Annotated in this window: 21 protein-coding genes and 3 pseudogenes; 13 read left to right on the top strand and 11 right to left on the bottom strand. The window is 60.1% G+C overall.

Annotated elements, in window-relative coordinates; all coding sequences use genetic code 11:
* Window positions 1–31: 31 nt before the first annotated feature.
* The gene (locus tag BN1800_RS17010; RefSeq protein WP_143533999.1) at window positions 32–316 is read left to right on the top strand and encodes a hypothetical protein; all 285 of its coding nucleotides are present in this window, start codon (window positions 32–34) and stop codon (window positions 314–316) included.
* A 157-nt stretch (window positions 317–473) separates the two neighbouring features.
* Here BN1800_RS17010 and BN1800_RS17015 read toward each other — a convergent pair whose 3' ends face one another.
* A complete protein-coding gene (locus BN1800_RS17015) occupies window positions 474–1,562 on the bottom strand; it encodes an MBL fold metallo-hydrolase (RefSeq protein WP_342210308.1) in 1,089 nt (362 codons plus the stop codon).
* A gap of 48 nt (window positions 1,563–1,610) precedes the next feature.
* Window positions 1,611–1,853, bottom strand: a pseudogene (locus tag BN1800_RS17020) (xanthine dehydrogenase family protein molybdopterin-binding subunit); the annotation flags it as partial.
* Between the two features lie 270 nt (window positions 1,854–2,123).
* Between BN1800_RS17020 and BN1800_RS17025 the strand changes: the two are divergent.
* From BN1800_RS17025 to BN1800_RS17035, 3 genes are all read left to right on the top strand, one after another.
* The gene (locus BN1800_RS17025) at window positions 2,124–3,068 is read left to right on the top strand and encodes an AraC family transcriptional regulator (protein ID WP_040116284.1); all 945 of its coding nucleotides are present in this window, start codon (window positions 2,124–2,126) and stop codon (window positions 3,066–3,068) included.
* A 233-nt stretch (window positions 3,069–3,301) separates the two neighbouring features.
* On the top strand, window positions 3,302–3,760 hold the full coding sequence (locus BN1800_RS17030; protein WP_086999599.1) for a (2Fe-2S)-binding protein: 459 nt from the start codon (window positions 3,302–3,304) through the stop codon (window positions 3,758–3,760).
* A 3-nt stretch (window positions 3,761–3,763) separates the two neighbouring features.
* The gene (locus BN1800_RS17035) at window positions 3,764–5,983 is read left to right on the top strand and encodes a xanthine dehydrogenase family protein molybdopterin-binding subunit (RefSeq protein ID WP_086999602.1); all 2,220 of its coding nucleotides are present in this window, start codon (window positions 3,764–3,766) and stop codon (window positions 5,981–5,983) included.
* 249 nt (window positions 5,984–6,232) lie between these two features.
* Here BN1800_RS17035 and BN1800_RS17040 read toward each other — a convergent pair.
* Window positions 6,233–6,460 (bottom strand): annotated as a pseudogene (locus BN1800_RS17040) (GNAT family N-acetyltransferase); the annotation flags it as partial.
* Window positions 6,461–6,501: 41 nt separating this feature from the next.
* Between BN1800_RS17040 and BN1800_RS42435 the strand changes: the two are divergent.
* The 5 genes and pseudogenes from BN1800_RS42435 to BN1800_RS17060 all read left to right on the top strand — a co-directional run bounded on the left by BN1800_RS42435 (window position 6,502) and on the right by BN1800_RS17060 (window position 8,891).
* Window positions 6,502–6,753, top strand: coding sequence for a P-loop NTPase family protein (locus tag BN1800_RS42435; protein WP_244564539.1), 252 nt, complete (start codon window positions 6,502–6,504; stop codon window positions 6,751–6,753).
* Complete coding sequence (locus BN1800_RS42440) at window positions 6,744–6,932, top strand: hypothetical protein (RefSeq protein ID WP_244564540.1); 189 nt, start codon at window positions 6,744–6,746, stop codon at window positions 6,930–6,932. The genes BN1800_RS42435 and BN1800_RS42440 overlap by 10 nt, the downstream gene beginning before the upstream one ends.
* Before the next feature lie 145 nt (window positions 6,933–7,077).
* A pseudogene (locus BN1800_RS17050) lies at window positions 7,078–7,254 on the top strand (DUF736 domain-containing protein); the annotation flags it as partial.
* 498 nt (window positions 7,255–7,752) lie between these two features.
* Window positions 7,753–8,526, top strand: a complete 774-nt coding sequence (locus BN1800_RS17055) for a Fic family protein (protein ID WP_244564547.1) — start codon at window positions 7,753–7,755, stop codon at window positions 8,524–8,526.
* A gap of 101 nt (window positions 8,527–8,627) precedes the next feature.
* Window positions 8,628–8,891 (top strand): SDR family oxidoreductase, encoded by a 264-nt coding sequence (locus BN1800_RS17060; protein WP_086999606.1) that lies wholly within the window; start codon window positions 8,628–8,630, stop codon window positions 8,889–8,891.
* Window positions 8,892–8,912: 21 nt separating this feature from the next.
* Here the strand turns inward: BN1800_RS17060 and BN1800_RS17065 are convergent, their stop codons facing one another.
* The 5 genes from BN1800_RS17065 to speB form a co-directional block, all read right to left on the bottom strand.
* The gene (locus tag BN1800_RS17065; protein ID WP_086999608.1) at window positions 8,913–9,710 is read right to left on the bottom strand and encodes an ABC transporter permease; all 798 of its coding nucleotides are present in this window, start codon (window positions 9,708–9,710) and stop codon (window positions 8,913–8,915) included.
* Entirely contained in the window at window positions 9,707–10,561 is an 855-nt protein-coding gene (locus BN1800_RS17070; RefSeq protein ID WP_086999610.1) for an ABC transporter permease, read from the bottom strand. The genes BN1800_RS17065 and BN1800_RS17070 overlap by 4 nt, the downstream gene beginning before the upstream one ends.
* Window positions 10,558–11,595 (bottom strand): ABC transporter ATP-binding protein, encoded by a 1,038-nt coding sequence (locus BN1800_RS17075; protein ID WP_086999834.1) that lies wholly within the window; start codon window positions 11,593–11,595, stop codon window positions 10,558–10,560. The genes BN1800_RS17070 and BN1800_RS17075 overlap by 4 nt, the downstream gene beginning before the upstream one ends.
* 107 nt (window positions 11,596–11,702) lie before the next feature.
* The gene (locus BN1800_RS17080) at window positions 11,703–12,791 is read right to left on the bottom strand and encodes an ABC transporter substrate-binding protein (RefSeq protein WP_425299025.1); all 1,089 of its coding nucleotides are present in this window, start codon (window positions 12,789–12,791) and stop codon (window positions 11,703–11,705) included.
* 60 nt (window positions 12,792–12,851) lie between these two features.
* Entirely contained in the window at window positions 12,852–13,913 is a 1,062-nt protein-coding gene (gene speB, locus BN1800_RS17085) for an agmatinase (protein ID WP_086999612.1), read from the bottom strand.
* A 165-nt stretch (window positions 13,914–14,078) separates the two neighbouring features.
* Between speB and BN1800_RS17090 the strand changes: the two genes are divergently transcribed.
* The 3 genes from BN1800_RS17090 (at window position 14,079) to BN1800_RS17100 (ending at window position 17,313) form a co-directional block, all read left to right on the top strand.
* A complete protein-coding gene (locus tag BN1800_RS17090) occupies window positions 14,079–15,110 on the top strand; it encodes a LysR substrate-binding domain-containing protein (protein WP_086999614.1) in 1,032 nt (343 codons plus the stop codon).
* Window positions 15,111–15,134: 24 nt separating this feature from the next.
* Window positions 15,135–16,298 (top strand): aminotransferase, encoded by a 1,164-nt coding sequence (locus tag BN1800_RS17095; RefSeq protein WP_086999616.1) that lies wholly within the window; start codon window positions 15,135–15,137, stop codon window positions 16,296–16,298.
* Window positions 16,299–16,365: 67 nt separating this feature from the next.
* Window positions 16,366–17,313 (top strand): lytic transglycosylase domain-containing protein, encoded by a 948-nt coding sequence (locus tag BN1800_RS17100; protein WP_086999619.1) that lies wholly within the window; start codon window positions 16,366–16,368, stop codon window positions 17,311–17,313.
* Window positions 17,314–17,322: 9 nt separating this feature from the next.
* On the opposite strand, the gene maiA is transcribed toward BN1800_RS17100, so the two are convergent.
* From maiA to hmgA, 3 genes are read right to left on the bottom strand one after another with little or no spacing between them, the layout of a single operon-like run.
* Entirely contained in the window at window positions 17,323–17,982 is a 660-nt protein-coding gene (gene maiA / locus BN1800_RS17105) for a maleylacetoacetate isomerase (protein ID WP_086999621.1), read from the bottom strand.
* 8 nt (window positions 17,983–17,990) lie between these two features.
* Entirely contained in the window at window positions 17,991–19,007 is a 1,017-nt protein-coding gene (locus BN1800_RS17110) for a fumarylacetoacetate hydrolase family protein (protein WP_086999623.1), read from the bottom strand.
* 40 nt (window positions 19,008–19,047) lie between these two features.
* On the bottom strand, window positions 19,048–20,403 hold the full coding sequence (hmgA, locus tag BN1800_RS17115) for a homogentisate 1,2-dioxygenase (RefSeq protein WP_086999625.1): 1,356 nt from the start codon (window positions 20,401–20,403) through the stop codon (window positions 19,048–19,050).
* A 67-nt stretch (window positions 20,404–20,470) separates the two neighbouring features.
* Here hmgA and BN1800_RS17120 point away from each other — a divergent pair, with 67 nt between their 5' ends.
* Entirely contained in the window at window positions 20,471–20,920 is a 450-nt protein-coding gene (locus BN1800_RS17120; protein WP_086999627.1) for a MarR family winged helix-turn-helix transcriptional regulator, read from the top strand.
* Window positions 20,921–21,280: the final 360 nt, after the last annotated feature.

The following is a 21,280-nucleotide window of genomic DNA, read 5'->3' on the forward strand; positions in this document are numbered from 1 at the left end:
CGAAACACTCTACCCCAGCGTACGCGAGCAGTTGGCGAAAACCTTGGGGCCGGTACGCGACATGCTGTGCCATGACCTTTCGGTCGATGTGCCCGCCTGCCGGTTCGCCATGCTGCCCGTGTACGCCATGCTGGATCTGCCGCGCGTCAACGTCGAGCTCTCGATCATGCCCCGGGCGGAGCGCACGCGTGACCTACTCATGTCTGTGTGCGCCAAGCTGCGCGTGATGGTTTGCGATGCCAGGGACACCAATGAAAGCGACCGAAACCCTGACGTTGATTCCTGTACGGAAACCATGTCTGCTAATCTAGCTTAGGGGGCGCGTAGAGGCAGTCACGTAATCTTACCTCCTGTGAGCCCGGAGGGGGTGACCCTGTTGAAGGAAGTGCGGCGACGAACATCAAAAAACTGGTGCGATATGGCTCGAATATCGGCGCAAAGGCTTTTCAAATTTCGCCCTCAGCCGACGCGACTTACAATGAAATGGTCCAAGCTTCGCCCGGTTTGAGCGTTCGAAACCGCGCACGATCGATGTCGAGCCGGTCAAGTTCGTGTCCAAGTCGTTGCAAAGGTTCCTCCACCGGCTCGTCTGTCAAATTAAAGGTACCGAAATGGCAGCCGAGCGCGTGGCGCGCATTGAGAAGGTCAAACGACGCGACTGCTTCTTCCGGCATCATGTGTGCATCTTCCATGAACCATCTAGGCTCATAAGCACCGACCGGCAATATGGCCAGGTCGTAGGGACGATCTTTCCGCCTCGCTCGCTGGGCCCACCAGCCTGCCCCAAAGCCAGTATCGCCGGCAATGAAGATCGCATGCTCTCTCCAATTTAAGACAAAGCCGGCCCAAAGTGCGGCGTTGCGATCACGAAAACCGCGCGCTGACCAATGCTGCACAGGCACGGCCGTAACCGAAAGGTGTTGCCAATCCGAGCGTTCGTCCCAGTCGAGGGCGACGGTTCGTGCCCTCGGGATCGCTGTGCGGATAATCACGTCGTTGCCTAGCGGTGTGACGATGACGGGGTCATGTTTGTCGATGAGCATCCTCAGCGTTTTCAGGTCGAGGTGGTCGTAATGATTGTGGCTCACCAGCACCAGATCGATCGGCGGCAGATCGTCAATCGCCAGACCGGATTTGCGCACCCGTCGCGGACCGGCGAAACTCGCTGGACTGGCTCGCTCGGACCAGACCGGGTCAACGAGAAGATTGACACCCTCGAGCTGGATGAGACAAGAGGCATGCCCGATCATCGTCACCCGCACCGTGCCCGGCTCCGCTTGGGGCAGTACCGGATCGGGATCCGGGTTATCAAAACTTCTCGGCCAGACCGCACGCTTGCCGCCAAGACGCCAGCGCAGGATGTGCGATAGCGACTTCCGGCCCGAGTGGACGGGGCCAAAGAAGCGCTTGCCATCGAAATGGTCGCTTACGGGTCCTGTGTAATAAGTCGGCATTTGCGTCACTTTCGTGTGGAATCGTGGTTGTGGGAGGTGAGAAACGGCACGATGGAAACATGCGACAAAGGCATCCGACTGGCCGGTCGGCCTATTACGCAAGGTCACCAACGACAATCATTCGTCGTCAATTGCGCCGAGTGTCCTACGTGAACGCTATAGCAGCTTGTCCAATGTTATCGGCAGGTCGCGAATACGACGGCCTGTCGCATTGAAGATGGCGTTTGCTACCGCCGCGCCGACACCTGTAATGCCAATCTCGCCGATGCCGCGTGCGCCCATCGGTGCGTGCGGATCGGGTATATCCGTCCAGATCACCTCGATCTCGGGTACGTCCATGTGCACAGGCACGTGGTACTCGGCGAGGCTTGGGTTCATGATGCGCCCGAGCCGTTCGTCGAACTGAAGACTGCTGCAGTTTTCATTACTTTCATGGCGGGATTGAACCTTTCGTTTGGATTCCGGATCGAGCGACACGTACAGCCAGGCCCTCGGTCATTGCTGCTGTGTCCAAGCGCCGAAACTGCATAGCGCTCGGTCTCTGCGAGGCGTTAGCTCGTTCCTGTTGAATTCTTGCCTGATACTCTGGAAATCAAATTAATGTGATAATGCTGGTGTACTCCCTTCGTATAGAAGATAGTCGGGAAACCAGTTCGATGGAGAGCATTTTTGGCCCACGCGGAGAGTTTTCAGGATCAAACGGCTGGCATTCGTTCGCGGATTCTCGACGTGCTGGCGCAATTGCCGTGGGATGGCATCAATTTCAAGCACGAGATACCGGGCCTGTCGCTCTATCGCGTCGTCGAGCCTGCCGGACCCTTCTTCACATTGTATCAACCCAGTCTCTCGGTGATCATCAGCGGGAGCAAGCGCGTCCGTGTCGGGGACGAAACACTTGTCTATGATGCGTCACACTTCTTCCTCACGACCATCGGCCTGCCGATGACCGGCCAAATCTGTGAGGCGAGCAAGGTGGAGCCTTATGTGGCTGGCCAGTTGCGCCTGGATCTCGAGGCGCTTCGGCGTCTGATTGCCAATCACGATCTGCATCCGACAGATACATCCGACCGCGACCGCGGCGTCGTCGTGGGTACGGTTACGCCGGAACTTTACGACGCCTTCGGGCGATTGATTTCGCTGGCAAATTCGACTGACGATATTCCGTTCATGGCGAACCATATTCAGAACGAAATCTACTACCGACTCCTCACAGGTGAACATGGTGCGCGCCTGCGCCGCTTTGCGCTCGCCGGAACGAATAGCAACCGCGTGGCAAAAGCGGTTGCCTGGCTGAAGGAGAACTATGCCATGCCTCTTCGCGTCGAGGCGTTGGCGGACATGGCAAACATGGGCGTTTCGACGCTGCATCATCATTTCCGGGCCATGACCGCCATGAGCCCGCTGCAATTCCAGAAGCATCTGCGGCTTCACCATGCGCGGGAACTGATGCTGTCTGGCTCGCTGGATGCGGCGACCGCGGCGCTCAAGGTTGGCTATGAGAGCCCGACGCAGTTCAGCCGGGAGTATCGCCGCATGTTCGGTCATCCTCCTCTGCGCGACGTCAGGGCCATCCTCAATGCCGGCGATTCAGCCAGCCGCAGCTCCGTCGGCTAGCGCCATCACCAGCCTTTATGGCCGGTCTCGGTCCGTCCGAAAGTTCAATCCTGCAAATGGCAGAAAATAATCTATGCGACAGGATCGGGCAATAATCCGACAGGATCGGCTCTATCAGGCTTCAATATCGTCTTATAAGCTTGCCCGGCAGATGACGATCGTCAGGGAAGCGCGGACCGGTATGGCCGGGGGCGGCGCTCCGTGATGGCGCGTCATAACGCGAGGAGAACATCATGGTGACTTTGACGATCAACGGCAACGAACATCAGGTCGAGGCCGAGGCGGATATGCCGCTTCTCTGGGCAATCCGCGATCTCGTCGGGCTGACAGGGACGAAATTCGGTTGCGGCATGGCGCAATGCGGCGCCTGCACCGTCCTGCTGGACGGCGCGGCAGTGCGTTCCTGTCAAACATTCGTCGGCGACATTGGCGACGCGAAAGTGACGACCATCGAGGGGCTTTCGGGCAAGGTGGCACAAACCGTGCAGACGGTCTGGGCCGATCTCGATGTGCCGCAATGCGGCTACTGTCAGTCCGGGCAGATCATATCGGCGACCGATCTGCTGACGAACAATCCAAAGCCCACCGACGATGATATCGACGCCGCGATGACGGGAAATCTCTGTCGTTGCGCCACCTATCACCGAATCCGTGCCGGGATTCATGAAGCTGCCAAGCGTCTGGAGGCTTGAGCGATGATCCCGAAACTGATGCAATCCCTGGTGCTGCCCGTGACAAAGACGCAGGCATCCCGCCGGCAGTTCATGCTCGGCGCGCTCGCGGCCGGTGGCGGTGTTGCCGTCGGCTACCATATTCTGGCTTCGTCGCCTGCCACCGCGAGCGAAACTGCGGCGGATGCGAACAAGGCGGCTGCCTTCACCCCTTATCTGACGATCGACGGCGACGGCAGGGTCATGGTTCTGTCGTCCCAGTTCGAAATGGGACAGGGTTCCTATAACGGTCTTGCAACGCTCGTTGCGGAAGAACTCGACGCCGATTGGTCGTCCATCGATGTCCAGGGCGTCGCCGGCAACGTGAAGGCCTATGGCAACGTCGCCTTTGGCGGCGCCATTCAGGGAACGGGCGGGTCCACCTCGATGGTCACCTCCTGGGAACGCTATCGAAAAGCAGGCGCGGCGGCGCGCGCCATGCTGGTGGCCGCTGCGGCATCCGAATGGGGTGTGCAGCCGGCGGAGATCACCGTCGAAAACGGCGTGCTGGCACATCCGTCCGGCAAGACCGCCGGCTTCGGTGCGTTTGCCGCCAAGGCGGCGGCCATGCCCGTGCCGGCCGATGTGAAACTCAAGCAGCCGGCCGACTGGAAGCTGATCGGCAATGCCAAGCTGAAGCGGTTCGACAGTGCCCGCAAGACCAACGGAACCGAGCAGTACACGATCGACGTCAAGCTTCCCGGCATGCTGACGGCGGTGATGATCCATCCACCCATGTTCGGTGCCAAGGTCAAGTCCTTCGATGCCGCCGCGGCGCGTGCCGTCAAGGGGGTCGTCGATGTGGTCGAGACGCCGCGCGGTATCGCCGTCGTCGCTGAGCATATGTGGGCGGCGATCAAGGGCCGCGAAGCCGTCAAGGTCGTATGGGACGAGACGGCGGCGGAAAAACGCGGCACGCCCGAACTCATGGCAATGTACAGGGATCTCGCGGGCAAGGCTCCCAAAGCGGTCGCCCGCAAGGACGGCGACGCCGACGCGGGCTTTGCGGCGGCGGCCAAGGTCATCGAGGCGACCTTCGAGTTCCCCTATCTGGCGCATTCGGCGATGGAACCGCTCAATGCAGTCGCCCGCAGGAATGACGACGGCACGCTGGAAATCTGGGGCGGGCATCAGTTCCCCGACGTCTATCAGATGCTGGCCGGCCAGATCGTCGGCATCACGCCAGACAAGGTGCAACTGCATGTCATGAAGACGGGCGGCAGCTTCGGCCGACGCGCCGTGTTCGATGGCGATGTGGTCGTCGAGTCCGTCTATGTCGCCAAGGCTATCGGGTTCCGGGCGCCGGTGAAGGTGCAATGGACCCGCGAGGACGACATGCGCGCCGGCCGATATCGCCCATCCTATGTCCATACGCTCAAGGCCGGGATCGATGGTGACGGAAAGCTCGTGGCCTGGAGCAACCACATTGTCGGTCAGTCCATCATGGCAAAGACAATGTTCGAAGGCGCGATCCAGAACGGCGTCGACCCGACTTCGGTCGAAGGGGCGAACAATCTGCCCTATGCCATTCCCAACCAGACGGTCGGCCTAACGACCACTGAAGTCGGAGTACCTGTTCTCTGGTGGCGCTCGGTGGGTTCGACGCATACGGCGTTTGCCGCGGAGACTTTCATCGACGAAGTTGCCGAAGCGGCAGGGCGCGATCCGATCGAATATCGCCTGTCGATGCTCGAACCGCAATCGCGCCATGCGGTCGTCCTTAAGCTGGCGGCGGAAAAGGCGGAATGGACGAAACCCTTGCCGAAGGGCCGCTTCCGAGGTGTCGCCGTGGCCGAGAGTTTCGGGTCGGTGGTGGCTCAGATTGCGGAGGTTTCGACCGACGAAGGTGGAGGCATCAAGGTTGAACGCGTCGTCGCCGCCGTCGATTGCGGTCTGGCGGTCAATCCCGACCAGGTGCGCGCCCAGGTTGAGGGCGGCATAGGCTTCGGCTTGGGCGCCATCATGGGCGAGGAGATCACCCTGACGGAGGGCAAGGTCGACCAGGGGAACTTCGATATGTATGCGCCGCTGCGGATCGACGCGATGCCGGCGGTGGAGGTCCACATCCTCGCCTCTGCCAATCCGCCCTCGGGCATCGGCGAACCGGGTGTTCCGCCGATCGGGCCAGCGGTTGCCAATGCGGTCTACAAGGCTCTTGGCAAGCGGATCCGGGCCATGCCCCTCAGCAAGACACTCAATGTGTAATCTCACATCCCCGACCGGTGCGTTGGTCGGGGATGTCATCGAGAGCATTGATCCTTGGACGTCCCCGCAGAACTGGGATCCTCGGTCCTGATCCCATCAAGCGCTGTGACTGCGGGAGGAGCGGCCTTTCAGCTCATAATTCTGCGGCGCGAGAAGACGCTGTGGCGCGAAGCCGACTCTATATTTCGCTGAATGATGGGCCCCTTTGGGTCGAAACCGGTACTTCGGTTCCGGTACCAAGTTTGGTGATTACTTCAAGCGCAGGACCATGATCAACTCCTCGTTCTCGGTGCCGTGGCCAAGGAAGCCGTTTGGAATGCGACCAACCTCTACGAAACCGTGGCGTTGATGGAATCGTATCGCTGCCGAATTCTCCGCATTCACCGCGAGCTCCAGCTGCAGAACACCGTGGTTTCGTGCATGCTCTGTAACCTCGTGCAAAAGGTTTGCGGCAATCCCGGTTCCGCGCAGCCCTTGCGCAGGATCACGGGCGAAATGAACTTATCTTCGATGACGTGTTGAAATCGCTTGAGGCCAAGCGTTCGCCGATCGTTTTGACCGAGCGAAAGGACCATCTCGATTATCTCCAGCAGAAGTTCTCGCCGTTTGTAAAAAATCTGGTGGTGCTGCGCGGCGGCATGTCGGCGAAGGACCGCAAGCAAGCCAATACTGCATTGAATGTCGCCGACGATGATGAGCGCCTGATACTTGCGATAGGCCTTACATCGGGGAAGGCTTCGATGACGCACGGCTCGACACATTGTTCCTGACCATGCCGATCGCCTGGAAGGGAACTCTGGCGCAGTATGTCGGCCGTCTGCATCGCCTACATGATGGTAAGAGAGACGTCTTGGTCGTCGACTATGTCGATAGCACCGTTCCGGTGCTGGCCCGGATGGCCGCAAAGCGACGAGTGGGTTATCGCGCGCTCGGCTATGTAATCGAATGATGGCGCCCCGCAGTGAGCGGGGCGCTTATCTCCTCCCCCGGAATTATGCGGAGAGAAATCCGCAGAAATCACCGGCAAATCCGGCCTTCAGCGACCGACACTCTGCATAGTCACGTTCTCAGCATAATCGACATTATGTGGAGCTGCACATAACGTCGAGCTCGGCGCCGCCTGGCAGAAGCGCTCGGAACAGACGGACCGCGACTACCTCTCGGTCAAGCTGGACGACCCGAGCTTCCCGGCTCCGATCTACGCAACGCTGGCCGAGGTCGAAGGCGAGGACGGTTACCAGTTGATCTGGTCTCGCCCCAATCGCGACTGAGTTCATCGAGGCTCCGCCCATCGGGCGGGCCTCTTCGTTGTGACTTCCGCCGTCCATTAGTTCATATTGGATGAAAATGGATGGAAAAATGGATCTCGATGTGCCATATCCCATTTGGATGGAAACGGATGGGATAATGGATGACAGTCCTTAATCTTGCGAAATTGCGTATCACGCCTGAGATCCTGTCGTTGATCGCCGAGATCGACGAATTCAAAGGTGCGTGGCGAGCGCTCGGCCGCATCGCGCCCGACCGGTTGTCCAGTTTGCGGCGGGTGGCGACGATCGAAAGCATCGGCTCGTCGACCCGCATTGAAGGCGCAAAACTAAGCGACCGCGAAGTCGAAAGGCTGCTCTCGAACCTCCGTATCGGCTCGTTCACCAGCNATTGAAGGCGCAAAACTAAGCGACCGCGAAGTCGAAAGGCTGCTCTCGAACCTCCGTATCGGCTCGTTCACCAGCCGAGACGAACAGGAGGTCGCAGGCTATGCCGAGGTGATGGAAACAATCTTCTCCGCCTTCGACGCGATCCCGCTTGACGAAAATCACATCCGCCAACTCCATCGGGATCTGCTTGCTCACTCGACCAAGGATGAGCGACACAGGGGAAACTGGAAAACCCTTGCCAACAACGTCGAAGCCTTCGACGAAGATGGACGAAGCCTGGGCGTCGTTTTCGCGACAGCATCCCCGTTCGATACGCCGAGCCGGATGTCAGAACTGGTGGCCTGGCAACAGGCTCAGGAGAAGGATGGGACGTTCCATCCTCTGCTCATCGTCGCTGTCTTCGTTGTGGTCTTTCTGGAAATCCATCCTTTCCAGGACGGCAATGGCCGCCTGTCGCGAGCCTTGACCACTCTGCTGCTATTGCGGGCGGGTTATTCCTACGTTCCGTATAGCTCTCTCGAAAGCGTTATCGAACAGAATAAGGAATCCTATTACCTCGCGCTTCGTCGAACGCAGGGCACAATCCGGTCGAACCAACAGGACTGGAATCCGTGGGTCGAGTTTTTCCTACGGAGCCTGCAGCGCCAGAAGCAGCGGCTCGAGCGCAAGATCGCGCGTGAACGCATCCTGCTGGGCGACCTGCCGGAATTGTCGGTCGCGATCCTCGAACTGGCGCGTGAGCGTGGGCGGGTTACGGTGATGGACGCGGCCAAGGCCACAGGCGCAAGCCGCAACACCGTCAAGGATCATCTTCGGGCGTTGACCGAGCAGGGGCATCTGACCCTTCATGGAGCGGGTCGCGGGACCTGGTACTGCCTGAACTAAGGCCGGAGTGATTGGTCCGCCGATGCGCCGAGACCACAGCACGGCCCAACTGTGTGCGGCGGCCATTGCCACGTCCCTTTGCCTGACGTTAGCGGCGCTCCATGTGCGGGCTCGATGAGGCATGTCTGACCGGAGAGCGGCTCCGCCTCGATCGTCCTCCCGCAACGGCCATCCGAAACTTTCTTCCCCTGACGGCATTGCCGCCATTCCTCGCGCGGCAACAAAGTTCCTCCCGGCCGCCCTCCATCGGACGTATCGGATCCGCTGGGAAGGCGGTAGCGGTGGCGCTCTTTCTGCTGTGTGACGACTCTTCCTATGTTACAGGTAGCCAATACGCTGTTGATGGCGGGTTGACGCTGCCATGAAATTTCACAGCTTCTGTTCGGTCATTTTTCTGATGCCATTGCTCCCAATAGCTTTGGAAGATCACCGAAGCGGGCGATCAAGCCGAATATGAGGGCAGCTGTCGCGACGAAGAGGATCGTGACAGACGCCATCGTCGGCGTATAGCCGTAACGCAGCGCGTTGAAGATCTTGATCGGCAAGGTCTCCAGCGTGAAGCCCACTGTCATGTAGGCGACGATGTACTCGTTCAGCGACAGAACGAAGGCAAAGGCGTAGCCCGAGACCAGATAGGGCCGGATCAGCGGCAAGACGATTGTTGTGAAGATCGTGCGATCATTTGCACCCATGGTCGCGGCTGCTTCGACGAAGGAGCGGTCGATCGACGTGAAGCCGAGCGACAGCGTCACCAGCGGTAATGTGACGAAGAAGATTGCGTGGCTGATTACGGCCGTCCACGGCGCACCGTAAAAGCCGGTGGTCGCCCAGAATGTCAACAGCCCGAGCGCAGTGATGACGGGCGGCAGGGTGAAGGGCGCGATGCCCAAGAGCTGGAAGATGTTCGCCCATGGGGCAATTCGCCGCCATAAAAACCAGGCAAGCGGCAAGGCGATGAGTACTGCAAGTGCTGCGGACAGAATGGCCAGCGTCAGCGAGGCGAAAAGTGCGTTCCGCCATTCGGGATTGGTGAAGACCTCACCATACCAGCCGAGCGAAAAGCCCTGGGGCGGGAAGGTCAGACTCTGCTTCGCGTTCACTGAGACGCCGGCAACGACGATGATAGGTGCTGCCAGGAAAAGGCCGATCAGAGAGAAATACAAGCGGTGGAGAAAGGTGTTCATGCCGTTTCTCCCTTGCGGCCGATCAGCACCGTCAGTCCGACCATGGCGAGCGTCACCAGTACGAGAAATACGGCCATCGCGGCGGCAAACGGCATGTTCGACTGGTAGACGGCTTGGTCGGTGATGAGCACCGAAAGGGTCCAGTGCGATGGACGTCCGAGAATCTGCGGCAGCAGGTAGGAGCCGAGTGCGAAGATGAAGACCATGATGAGCGTCGCGATGATGGTGTTGCGCAACGCAGGCACGACGATCGTGAAAAATGCCTTGACTGGCGAAGCGCCGAGAGTACGTGCCGCTTCCGTCAGGGTCGGATCAAGCCGGACGAGGGCGGGATAGAGGATCAGGATCGTGTAAGGCAGGGCCTGATAGACCATGCCGGCCAGAACCGCGCTGAAACTCGGCGTCAGCGCCACGGCCTGCTGCATGACGCCCGCCATGACAAGCAGATTGGTGATGCCGGCGGTGCGCGAAAACAGCGTCGACCAGGCAAAGCCGATGATGACTTCAGAAAGCGAAAGGATCGACAGCAGCGCGACCAGCCAAACGACCTGAGCCTTCCGTCCCATGCGCGTCAGCAGATAGGTGAATGGAATGCCAAGCACGATGCAGCAGATCGCAACAGCGATTGCAAGGAACAGTGAAAAGCCGAGTACCTTGCCGAAGAATAGGCTGACGAAGCGAGCGTAATTGTCGAACACGAAGGCGGGTGTGTAGAAGCCGCCCTGCTGCCGCTGGAAAAAGCTCACGGCAATCATCGTTGTAAAGGGAATGACGAAAAAGACCGTCAGCATTCCGGCCGGGAAGGCGAGTGGCCAGTAATCGGCAATCTTGTGCGGTGGTTCGCGCCTCATTTCTGCAGCACCACGCAGACATCGGGCGAGAGCTTGACGCCGACCTCATCGCCGACGTTGACGAGCGGCCGTTCGCGCGGCGTCGAAACGGCGACGACCTGCGTCCCGGAAAGATCGAGGAACGTCTCGATCGTGCCGCCGAGATCGCGGATGAAGGTTACCTTGCCGCCAATGGTGTTGCTGCCTGGCACTGTCAGGTGCACGTCCTCCGGCCGCACCGATATCGTTGCCTTGCTAAGGCCGGGCGGAAGCAAAACACCTTCGATCACCTTGCCGAGGACGGTTGCCCGGCCGGCGCTGTCGGCCTCGACGTTGAGCAGATTGGTCGAACCGATGAAGTCGGCGACGAAGCGGTCGGCGGGACGGCGGTAGATCTCGATCGGGCTGGCCGCCTGGCGGATCTCTCCGCTGTTCATGACGACGACGGTATCGGCCATCGTCATCGCTTCGCGCTGATCGTGGGTCACGACGATTGTCGTGATGCCGAGCTTCTGCTGAAGCTGGCGAAGCTCAACCTGCATCGCCTCCCGCAGTTTTGCGTCCAGTGCCGAAAGCGGTTCGTCGAGGAGGAAGAGCTTAGGCGAAATCGTCAGCGCACGCGCGATCGCGACACGCTGGCGCTGGCCGCCGGAAAGCTTGTTCACGGGACGGTCGGCATATCCGGGGAGATGGATCATCGTCAGCAATTCGTCGACGCGCTTCTTTTGCGCCTCCTTCGCCGTACCGCGGATGCGCAGCGGATAAGCGATATTTTCGCCAACGCTGAGGTGGGGGAAAAGCGCAAGCGACTGAAACACCATCCCCAAGTCGCGCTTGTGGGTCGGGATGGCCGTAATGTCGCTGCCGTCGAGCACGATGGCGCCGCTCGTCGGCATGTCGAGGCCGGCGATCATGCGCAGCAAAGTTGTCTTGCCGCAGCCGGAGGGGCCGAGTAGGCAGACGAACGTGCCATGCGGAACGCTGAGCTGTACGTTGTCGACGGCGGTGAAGGCGCCGAATTGTTTGGTGACGTTGTTGAGTGTCAGTCCGGACATGGATCCCCCGCGTGAGCCGCGTGCGTATGAAGAATGCCCCGCATGCGCCTTGCCGTCAAAGCCGGAAGGCGCATGCCGATCATTGGGGAGCATTCAGGCTTCGAAACTCAGCCGACGATGAGTTCCGTCCATTTCTGGTTCAGCCAATCGGACTTGCTCTGGTAGAGATCGTAGCGCGGCGTGATCGGCTCGATGTCGGAGGAGACGGCTGCGAACTCCTTGTCGGTCAAGTCGAGCAATTCGCGCTTGATGGTCGGTGCTGTGCCCACTTTGCGCGACATCAGCGCCTGGATGGCCGGCTGGCACATGTAGTCGATGAAGATATGTGCCTCTTCCGCCTTCTTGGAAGTGCGCGACAGCGCCCAGCAGCCGGAATCCTGGATGCCGCCTTCCTTCGGGAAGGTCGAGCGGACCGGGAAGCCGTCGGCGGCGGCCAGCCCGGTGACATCGTGGTAATACTGGCCCATCGGGATTTCACCGGACTTCAGCGCCTGCTCGAACTGCGCCTCGTCGCGATACCAGAGGCGGACATTCGGCTTCACCTCAGCAAGCTTGTCGAACGCCTTCAGGATGCCTTCCTCGGTGTCGAGCGCATTCGTACCGCCGAAATGCGTCTTGGCCGTCACTTCGAGTAGGAATGAGTTGGAGACGAGGGCAAGCAGGCCGAGCTTGTCGGCATTTGCCGGATCCCACAGCGCGTTCCAGGAGGTCGGAGCTTCCTTGTAGACATCCGTGTTTGTGACGAGCGTGATGTACCACGCCACGGCACCGACACCGGCAACGCGGCCGTCCGGATATTTGTTGACGAAGCGGTCGATGAGGCCGGAGGCGTTCTTGAGCTCTGCCATGTCGATCGGCGTCCAGAGCTCGGTTGCCTGGCCCTTTAACATCGCGACCTGCGACATCATCGAAAGGTCGGCAGGCGCCTGGCCGGCCTTGGCGGCCTGTTCCAGCTGCACCAGCCAGGCCTCGCCTGTCGGTTCGGCCACCGATTCGATGGCAATGCCGGTTGCCTTGGTGAATTCCGGAAAGACGTTCTTGTCGAACGAATCCTTGAAGTAACCGCCATAGACGCCGACCTTCAGCGACTTGTCCTGCGCGCGCAGAACGGCAGGCATGGCGAGCGTGCTGGTGGCGGCGAGGCCGGTTGCCAGCACGTTTCGGCGGCTGACCGCCTTGTCGAGAATGGTTTTCATGGCTTTGTTCCCTTTTTTGTTTGGTCTGTCATGACGTTGCAGATTCGGTCGTTGCCGGGCTCAATCGCGCTTGCTGCCGATGGATGGGCTGAAGACCATCAGGCTCAGGATTTCGAACAAGACCTGGGCACCGGCGTGGGCGGTATTGGTCGTGGCGTCATATTGCGGGGCGACCTCGACAACATCTCCGCCGACAAGATTGATCCCTTTCAGGCCGCGGATCAATTCCAGAACCTCCCGCGTCGTCAAGCCGCCGACTTCCGGTGTGCCGGTGCCGGGCGCAAAGCTCGGATCGAGGCTGTCGATGTCGAAGGATAGATAGGTGGGAGCTCCGCCGACGATCGCCTTTGCCCTCTCGATGATCGCCGGAATCCCCATGCCCGTCACCTCCTCAGCATGGATCACCGTCATTCCAGATTCGTAGGAGAACTCCCAGAGATATTCGGCCGAACCGCGGATGCCGATCTGCACAGTACGGGTCGGATCGAGCACGCCGTCGAGGACGGCATTGCGGAACGGACCGCCGTGGTGGAACTTTGTCTGGTCGAACGCGCCCCCCGTATCGCAATGCGCATCGATGTGGATCAAGCCGACCGGTTGCTTCTTGCCGACGGCCTTCAGGATCGGGTGCGTTATCGAGTGATCGCCGCCGACTGAAAGCGGTACGACGCCTGCATCAATGATCTGATTGATGCGCTTTTCGATGTCGTCATGACTGAGTTCCAGCCGGTAACGGCTCTGGAAGGGGACGTCGCCGATATCGGCGACGCGCAAATCAAACAGCGGCGCCGTGCCCAGCACATGATTATAAGGACCAATGCGCTCGATGGCGCGCAGTGCGCGCGGTCCGAAGCGCGATCCCGGACGGTTGGTGACGCCGAGATCCATCGGGATACCGGTGATTGCGACCTGCAGATTGCCGAAATCCGGCTCATCGGCGGCGACCGGCATGTAAGGGGCGCTCAGGAATGTCGGAATGCCGGCGTAAGGAGCAAGGCGCGTGCCGGTTTTTGAAAAGATCTTATCGGCCACCTTGCGGAAGTCAGGATCGAGTATCTGGCCGCCGTGGCTCTCGGCGAATTTCGCACGTAGTTCTTCGAGTTTCGTCTGATCCCAGGCCATTCCGGTTCACCTCTTGTCTCAAAAGGTGGGAAAGCGGAACCGCGCTGCGGTTCACGACCATTCCCCTTGCTGTCGTTTATTTTTTGCATTACCCGACAAAAAAGTTGAAAATGCAATTCACATTGTAATAGCAATTAGCGTGAGATTTTTTCACATTAGGTTGCCATGTTCAACCGACTGCCGCCGCTGAATGCATTGCGTGCCTTCGAGGCCGCCGCTCGCCGCGGCTCGGTCTCGGCGGCTGCGCGCGAGCTCAATGTTACTCATGGGGCCATCAGCCATCAGATCAAGGCGCTGGAAGCGGTCTTCGGCACGCCGCTTTTCGAGCGCAACGGCAAGCGGCTGAAGCTCACGCCGCAGGCTGCTCTGCTTTTACCGGCTCTAACAACTGCATTCGAGACGATCGCAGCGGCAACGGCGCTGGTGACCCGGCCATCGACCAGCGGCAGCCTTAGGATTTCATGCGTGCCGGCTCTGCTCTCATTCTGGCTGATTCCGCGCATGCACCAGTTCAGCGAACAGTTCCCGGATATCAGCCTGACGCTCGTCGCCTCCAACGACCCCGACCGGCTTTACTCGCCGGATATCGATGTCTGCATTCTTTATGGCGACGGGACCTGGCTGGACTGCTGGGCGCGCCTTTGGAGCAACCTGCAACTTTTCCCCGTCGTCAGCCCGACCCTGATGAACAGCCGCGCGTTGCGCTCTGTGCGCGATCTGCGCGATCACGTCCTGCTTCACGGCGACGATGGACGCGAATGGAACACCTGGCTTGCTGCAGCCGACGCGTTGGACATGCCGCGCGGCAGGCAGCACTTCATGAGCGATGCGCGGCTATCCACGGAGGCGGCCTTGAGCGGGCAGGGGGTTGCGCTCGGCGATGCGATTACGGCCGGCAGCCTGATCGCTCAGGGCGAACTCGTCGTACCCTTTGATCTCTCCGTTCCGGCCAATGATGCCTTTTATGTCGCCTGCCGAAACGAAGTGCGCGCCGCGCCGATCGTTAGGGTCTTTATCGACTGGTTCTTCTCCGCCCTCGAAAGAGATCGCGGGGCAGAGCCGCAGACGTCGGCCCGGCGTGTGATCCGCGGGCGCGGGCGAATTGACGCTCCGGCGGCTACAGCCGAAAGCTTCACGCCTGTCTCGCGCGCTCGCGCCGCCGCCCAACGGCCCGTCAAGCGCCGCCTGAAACCGTAATCGATCTCTCAAGGAAAGCCCGGAATGCCGCTTGCCCATCCAAATCCGCTCGTCTCTCGTTTGTCGCCGCCACCCATCCCTTCTGTGGTTGCCTGGGCGCGTGACTATAATGGCGGCAAAGGACCGCTGATCGACCTGTCCCAAGCCGTGCCCGGCTATCCCGCTCATCCAGAGATGCTGCGGCTTCTCGGCGAGGCGGCCGCCTCTCCAGCTATGACCGGCTATGGCGCCATCGAAGGGGAGGAGGCGCTCAGGAAGGCTTATGCGGCGCATATGTCGGACGTCTATGGCACGAGCGTTGCTGCCGCCAACATCCATATCACCTCCGGCTGCAATCAGGCCTTCATGTGCAGCACCATCGCGCTTGCCAAATCGGGCGAGACGATCGCGCTCACCAATCCCTTCTATTTCAATCACGAAACCACGCTTTCCATGCTGGGCATCGGACGTGTTCTCGTCGATTGCGATGCTGCGAAAGGCTTCTTGCCGAGCCTGGCATCGGCAGAAAAGGCCTTGTTATCGGGCGTGCGTGCCCTTGCGGTCGTCACACCGAACAATCCGACCGGCGCAGTCTATCCGCCGGCGTTGCTTCGCGAACTCTTCCATCTTTGCCGGAAATATGGAGCCTGGCTGATCCTGGACGAGACCTATCGGGACTTTCTGCCGGCCGATGCCGGAGCGCCGCATGATCTGCTCTCCATCGAGGGCTGGGATGAGACGCTTGTCCTGCTCTACAGCTTCTCCAAATCCTTCTGCATTCCTGGACACCGGCTCGGTGCGATAACAGCCGGTCCGCGCATCGTCGGCGAGATCGCCAAGATCATGGACAACATGCAGATCTGTGCGCCGCGGGCGGCTCAGGCCGCCGTGGCAACTGCCCTTCCGATCCTGGCGGACTGGCGCGCTGCAAACCGGCTGGAAATTTCGCGCCGCGCTGAGGCGCTGAAAGCGGTCATGGCAGAAACGAACGGCTGGTCGATCGCCGCAATCGGCGCCTACTTCGCCTTCGTCCGGCATCCTTGTGGGGATCTGCCTTCCGCCACGGTGGCGGAAAGGCTAGCCAAGGAAGCCGGAGTGATTTGTATCCCTGGAAGCTATTTCGGCGAGAGCCAAGACGGTTATCTCCGGCTTGCCTTCGCCAATGCCGATGTTGGCGTGATCGGGCAGTTGCGCGAGCGCCTGCGATAGGCGGTTTGCGCGCAATTTTTGTGATAGTGTCAGCGCGACGATCCGATGGAGTTTGGAGAGGGCACCGATGAGGCGCTCCATGGGGAAGGCCGCCGGAAGACTTGCGCCGATCGCAGGTGCGTTCATCGCTGTCTTTCTTGCCAGCCACCCCGCCGGTTCACAGCCTGAGGGGAGTGCCGCGCCACCGCCATGTCTTTACTCTCTGCAGGCTTCTTCCGGCGGGCCGGCCCTTTGCGTCCGAAAGGACAGTTTCAGCACGGACATCTGCACGGCCATCGATCATTTCGCGCGCGCCAACCAACTTCCCCCTGATTATTTTGCGCGGCTCATCTGGAAGGAAAGCCATTTTCGCCCCGATGCACTCAGTCCGAAGGGTGCGGAGGGGATCGCGCAGTTCATGCCGGGCACCGCCAAACTGCGCGGTCTTAAAAACAGCTATGATGCGCTGAGCGCACTGCAGGCATCGGCGGCCTATCTCAATGAGTTGCGCAACCGCTTCGGCAATCTGGGGCTTGCGGCGGCAGCCTATAATGCCGGCGAAAATGGTCTTTCGGCTTTTCTGGAAGCCGGTTCCCTGCCTTTCGAGACACGAAGCTATGTCACGGCGATAACAGCGCACACCGTCGAAGAGTGGAAAAACAGCCCACCCGACAAAGCAGCACTTGAACTCGATAAGGACAAGACCTTCCTGGAGGCTTGCATCGCTCTTGCCGAAAGCCGCCGTTTCAAGTCTGCTCCTTGGCAGCCCGAAGGCGAGTGGGCGCCTTGGGGCGCACAACTCGCCGCGCACTTCGACCCCGCAGCGGCACGCAGTCTTTTCCTGGAAGACGTTCGCAAGCTGCCGGTGCCCCTGAACGCCGAAAAGCCTCTCATTTTGCGCCAGCGCGACCGCAGCTTCGGTTACCGGCCGCGCTATGTCGCCCGCGTTGCGCGTCAAACGAGGGGCGAGGCAAATCAGGTCTGTGCGGCCGTGCGCAAAGCTGGCGGCGTATGCCTGGTCTTCAAGAACGACTGATTAGCTTTCTTATCCGGCTGCGGAGCTCGATCGTGCCGCCCGATCGGGATGAGCCGCAGCAAAGGCCGGCAGCCGTTCGCATTTTTCCGCAATCGCCGTAGCGCGCGGATAGGCGGAAAGATCGACACTCCACCGCCGGGCATTATAGATCTGCGGCACGAGGCAGAGCTCAGCCATGGTGGGCTGGTCTTTATGGCAGAATTCGCCGGTTTCCGGCCTGTCCAGCATTAGCTCGAAAGCGTTAAGACCGTCCCGGATGAACCTGCCCATCCATGCCAGCCGGGCGGCGTCGGGATCGTCCGATTGCTGCATGATGTGGGAAACGACGCTCAGATTGCAGATGGGATGTATGTCCATTGCGATGGCGTAGGAAAGGGCCCTGACACGTTGGCGGCCCAGCGCGTCTGGGGGCAGAAGCCCCGTATTCGGCCGTGTTTCCGAAAGATATTCGATGATGGCGAGCGACTGGGTCAGTGTCTCGCCATCGATAAGGAGTACAGGCACCAGTCCCTGTGGATTTCGCGCGAGATGAGCGGGCTGCCTGTGCTCCGTGGCCAGAAGATCGATGGCAACGGTCCGATAGGGGATCGCCAGCATGTTAAGCGCGATCCGGACACGGTAGCTTGCAGAAGAGCGCCAGTAGTCGAACAGAACCGTATCACTCACCATGTCGGCCCTCACTGCTTTTCGTATTTCGCAACGGTCTGCTCGATTGCTCCGAAGATCGAGTGCCCGTCCGCATCCTTCATCTCGATGCGGACAGTATCGCCGAACCTCATGAAGGGTGTTGCGGCAGCGCCGGTCTCGATCGTTTCGATCATCCGGATTTCGGCGATGCAGGAATAGCCGGCGCCGCCTTGGGAAATCGGCTTGCCAGGCCCGCCGTCCAGCTTGTTGGAGACCGTCCCCGAGCCGATGATGGTGCCGGCGGAAAGCGGGCGGGTCTTGGCGGCATGGACGATGAGCTCACCGAAATTAAACGTCATGTCGATGCCGGCATTGGCGCGCCCGAAGGGTTTGCCGTTAAGGTCGACAATGAGCGGCAGGTGCAGTTTGCCGCCGTCCCAGGCGTCGCCAAGCTCATCGGGCGTTACCGCAACCGGCGAGAATGTCGAGGAGGGCTTCGACTGAAAGAAACCGAAGCCCTTTGCGAGTTCCGACGGGATCAGCCCACGCAGGGAAATATCGTTGACGAGCATTAAGAGCCGGATAGCGCTACGCGCTTCGTCGATCGCGGCGCCCATTGGCACGTCATCGACGATGACGGCGATCTCGGCCTCCATATCGATGCCATAGGATATGTCCGCCGCCAGGATGGGGTCGCGCGGCCCAAGAAAGCTGTCGGAACCGCCCTGATACATCAATGGCTCGGTCCAGAAGGTGGCTGGCATCTCGGCTTCGCGTGCCCTGCGGACCAGTTCGACGTGGTTGACGTAGGCCGAACCATCCGCCCATTGATAGGCGCGCGGCAGCGGCGATGCGGCGTCGTGCTCGTGAAACCGCATGGATGGCTGCGCGCCGGTTTCCAGACCCTCCGCAACGGCGGCAAGACGTGGTGCGATGTGAGCCCAGTCGTCGAGGGCAGCCTGCAGCGTCCGGGCGATATGGTGGACTTCGGAGCACCGGCTGAGGTCCTTGGAAACGACCACCAGGCGGCCGTCACGGGTGGCGTCTTTGAGCGTGGCGAGTTTCATGCTCTTTGAATTCCAATTCTTGAATGACGAGTGAACTGTATCACTTGATACCGGCTGTTCCGTCGAATTTGCGTTTTAGACCATCCCAGCATTCGAGGTAGTCGTCCTGCAGCGTCTCAAGCTCGGCTGCGTACCGTGTCAGCTGCTGCGGATAGCGGGTCTCGAACATGAAGGCCATCGTATGGTCAAGCTTCACGGGTTTCAGCTCGACGTTGGACGCGTTTTCAAAGCCCGTCGAATCCGGCCCATGCGGCAGCATCATGTTGTGCAGGCTCATCCCGCCCGGGACGAAACCCTCCGCCTTGGCGTCGTACTGACCATGGATGAGCCCCATGAACTCGCTCATGATGTTGCGGTGATACCAGGGCGGGCGGAATGTGTGTTCGGCCACCAGCCAGCGCGGCGGAAAGATGACAAAGTCGACATTGGCGGTCCCTTCTTCGCCCGAAGGCGCCGTCAGAACCGTGAAGATCGACGGATCCGGATGGTCGAAGAGGATTGCGCCGACCGGCGCGAAAGTCTGCAGGTCGTATTTGAACGGCGCATAGTTGCCGTGCCAGGCCACGACGTCGAGCGGCGAATGGCCGATCTCGGTCACATAGAACTTGCCGCACCATTTGACGTGCAGGCGGCACGGCGTTTCCTTGTCTTCGTAGACGGCGACCGGAGTCTTGAAGTCGCGCGGATTGGCAAGGCAATTGGCGCCGATCGGCCCGCGATCCGGCAACGTGAACTTGGCGCCGTAGTTCTCGCAGATATAGCCACGCCATTCGGATCCGTCGCCGAGACGGGATACCTTGAACATCATGCCGCGCGGAATGAGGCAAATCTCCAAGGGCTCGACATCGATGATGCCCATTTCGGTGAAGACGCGGATGGCGCCGAGCTGCGGAACGACCAGCAGTTCCCCGTCTGCATTGAAGAAATAATCATCGATCATGTCGGCGTTGAAGACATAGGCATGGGCCGCCATGCCGGTCTGGGTCATGACATCGCCGGCCGCCGTCATCGTGCGGATGCCGGCGAGGAAGTTGAGCTCTTCCGCAGGCGCCGGGATCGGGCTCCAGCGCAGCTGGCCGAGCGGCAACGTATGATCGTCGAGACACGGCGACGATTTCCAGAGGGGATAACTGGCATTGGAAAAGCGGCCCGTGTGGCGCACGCTCGGGCGAATGCGGTAGAGCCAGGAGCGTTCGTTGGTGCCGCGCGGTGCGGTAAAGGGCGAGCCTGACAGTTGTTCGGCATAAAGCCCGTAATTGCATTTCTGCGGGCTGTTCTGGCCCTGCGGCAGAGCGCCGGGCAAGGACTCCGTCTCGAAATCATTGCCAAAGCCCGGCATGTATTGCGGGTTATTTACGACCGCATCGGCAGCCGTGCTCCTCGTCTTCTCCAGCATGCCTTGCACCTCCTCTTTCAATATGGTTACAAACGTAACTGTCTATTTTGTAACTATCAAGGAAGCCATGGATACCGGCCAATTCGATCTCGAGCAGTTCCTGCCCTTTCGCCTAAACCGCGCCGCGGAATTCATCGCGTTGCGCTTTGCGGCGGCCTATAAGGCCAAATATGGCCTGACGCGGCCGGAATGGCGCACGCTCGCAGCACTCGGCAGCTCCGGGCGCATGACGGCGAAGGAGGTGGGCGTTCATTCGACCATGCACAAGACCAAAGTCAGTCGCGCGGTTTTCTCGCTTGAGAAACGCCGCTGGCTAAAGCGGGCGCAGCATGAGGATGACCGCCGTGTCGAACATCTGGAACTGACGGCTGCGGGGCGAAATACCTATCGCGAACTGACCATGCTTGCCTGCAGCTATTCGGCGGAAGTGGCGTCGCTTCTCGGACAAGACGGCCTGCAGGCGCTTTCCTCCGGCCTCACCGCCGTTGAGGCCGCCATGGTGACACCGCGTCATTAGCTCATCTTATCCGTGACGGGTCGATCTCGGTGGCGTGGATGAGGACGAGCGCTGATGGAAAAAAGAGCCGCTATCCTTGGCGTCCATCTTCTCGATCATGCGCGTGTCACCAAAGGTTAATCCGCCTCGCATAGCCCCGCGCGGCCCGCCTCGCGGCGATACTGAAAACAGCTATTTGAATGAGAAGTGACTGATAATTTTCTGCGAAAGCTTTGCAGCGAAAGATCGACGCCTTCTGCAACCTCCACCTCTCGCTGATCCAGACGGCCGGCGGTTAATGGAAGGACCGCCGGGCGATGATTGCGGTGTCGACGTCGGTCTGCTCGCGACGAATGCGCGACAAATAGATCCTGGCCTAGA

It is taken from the genome of Rhizobium sullae, assembly GCF_900169785.1.
Classification (GTDB): domain Bacteria; phylum Pseudomonadota; class Alphaproteobacteria; order Rhizobiales; family Rhizobiaceae; genus Rhizobium; species Rhizobium sullae.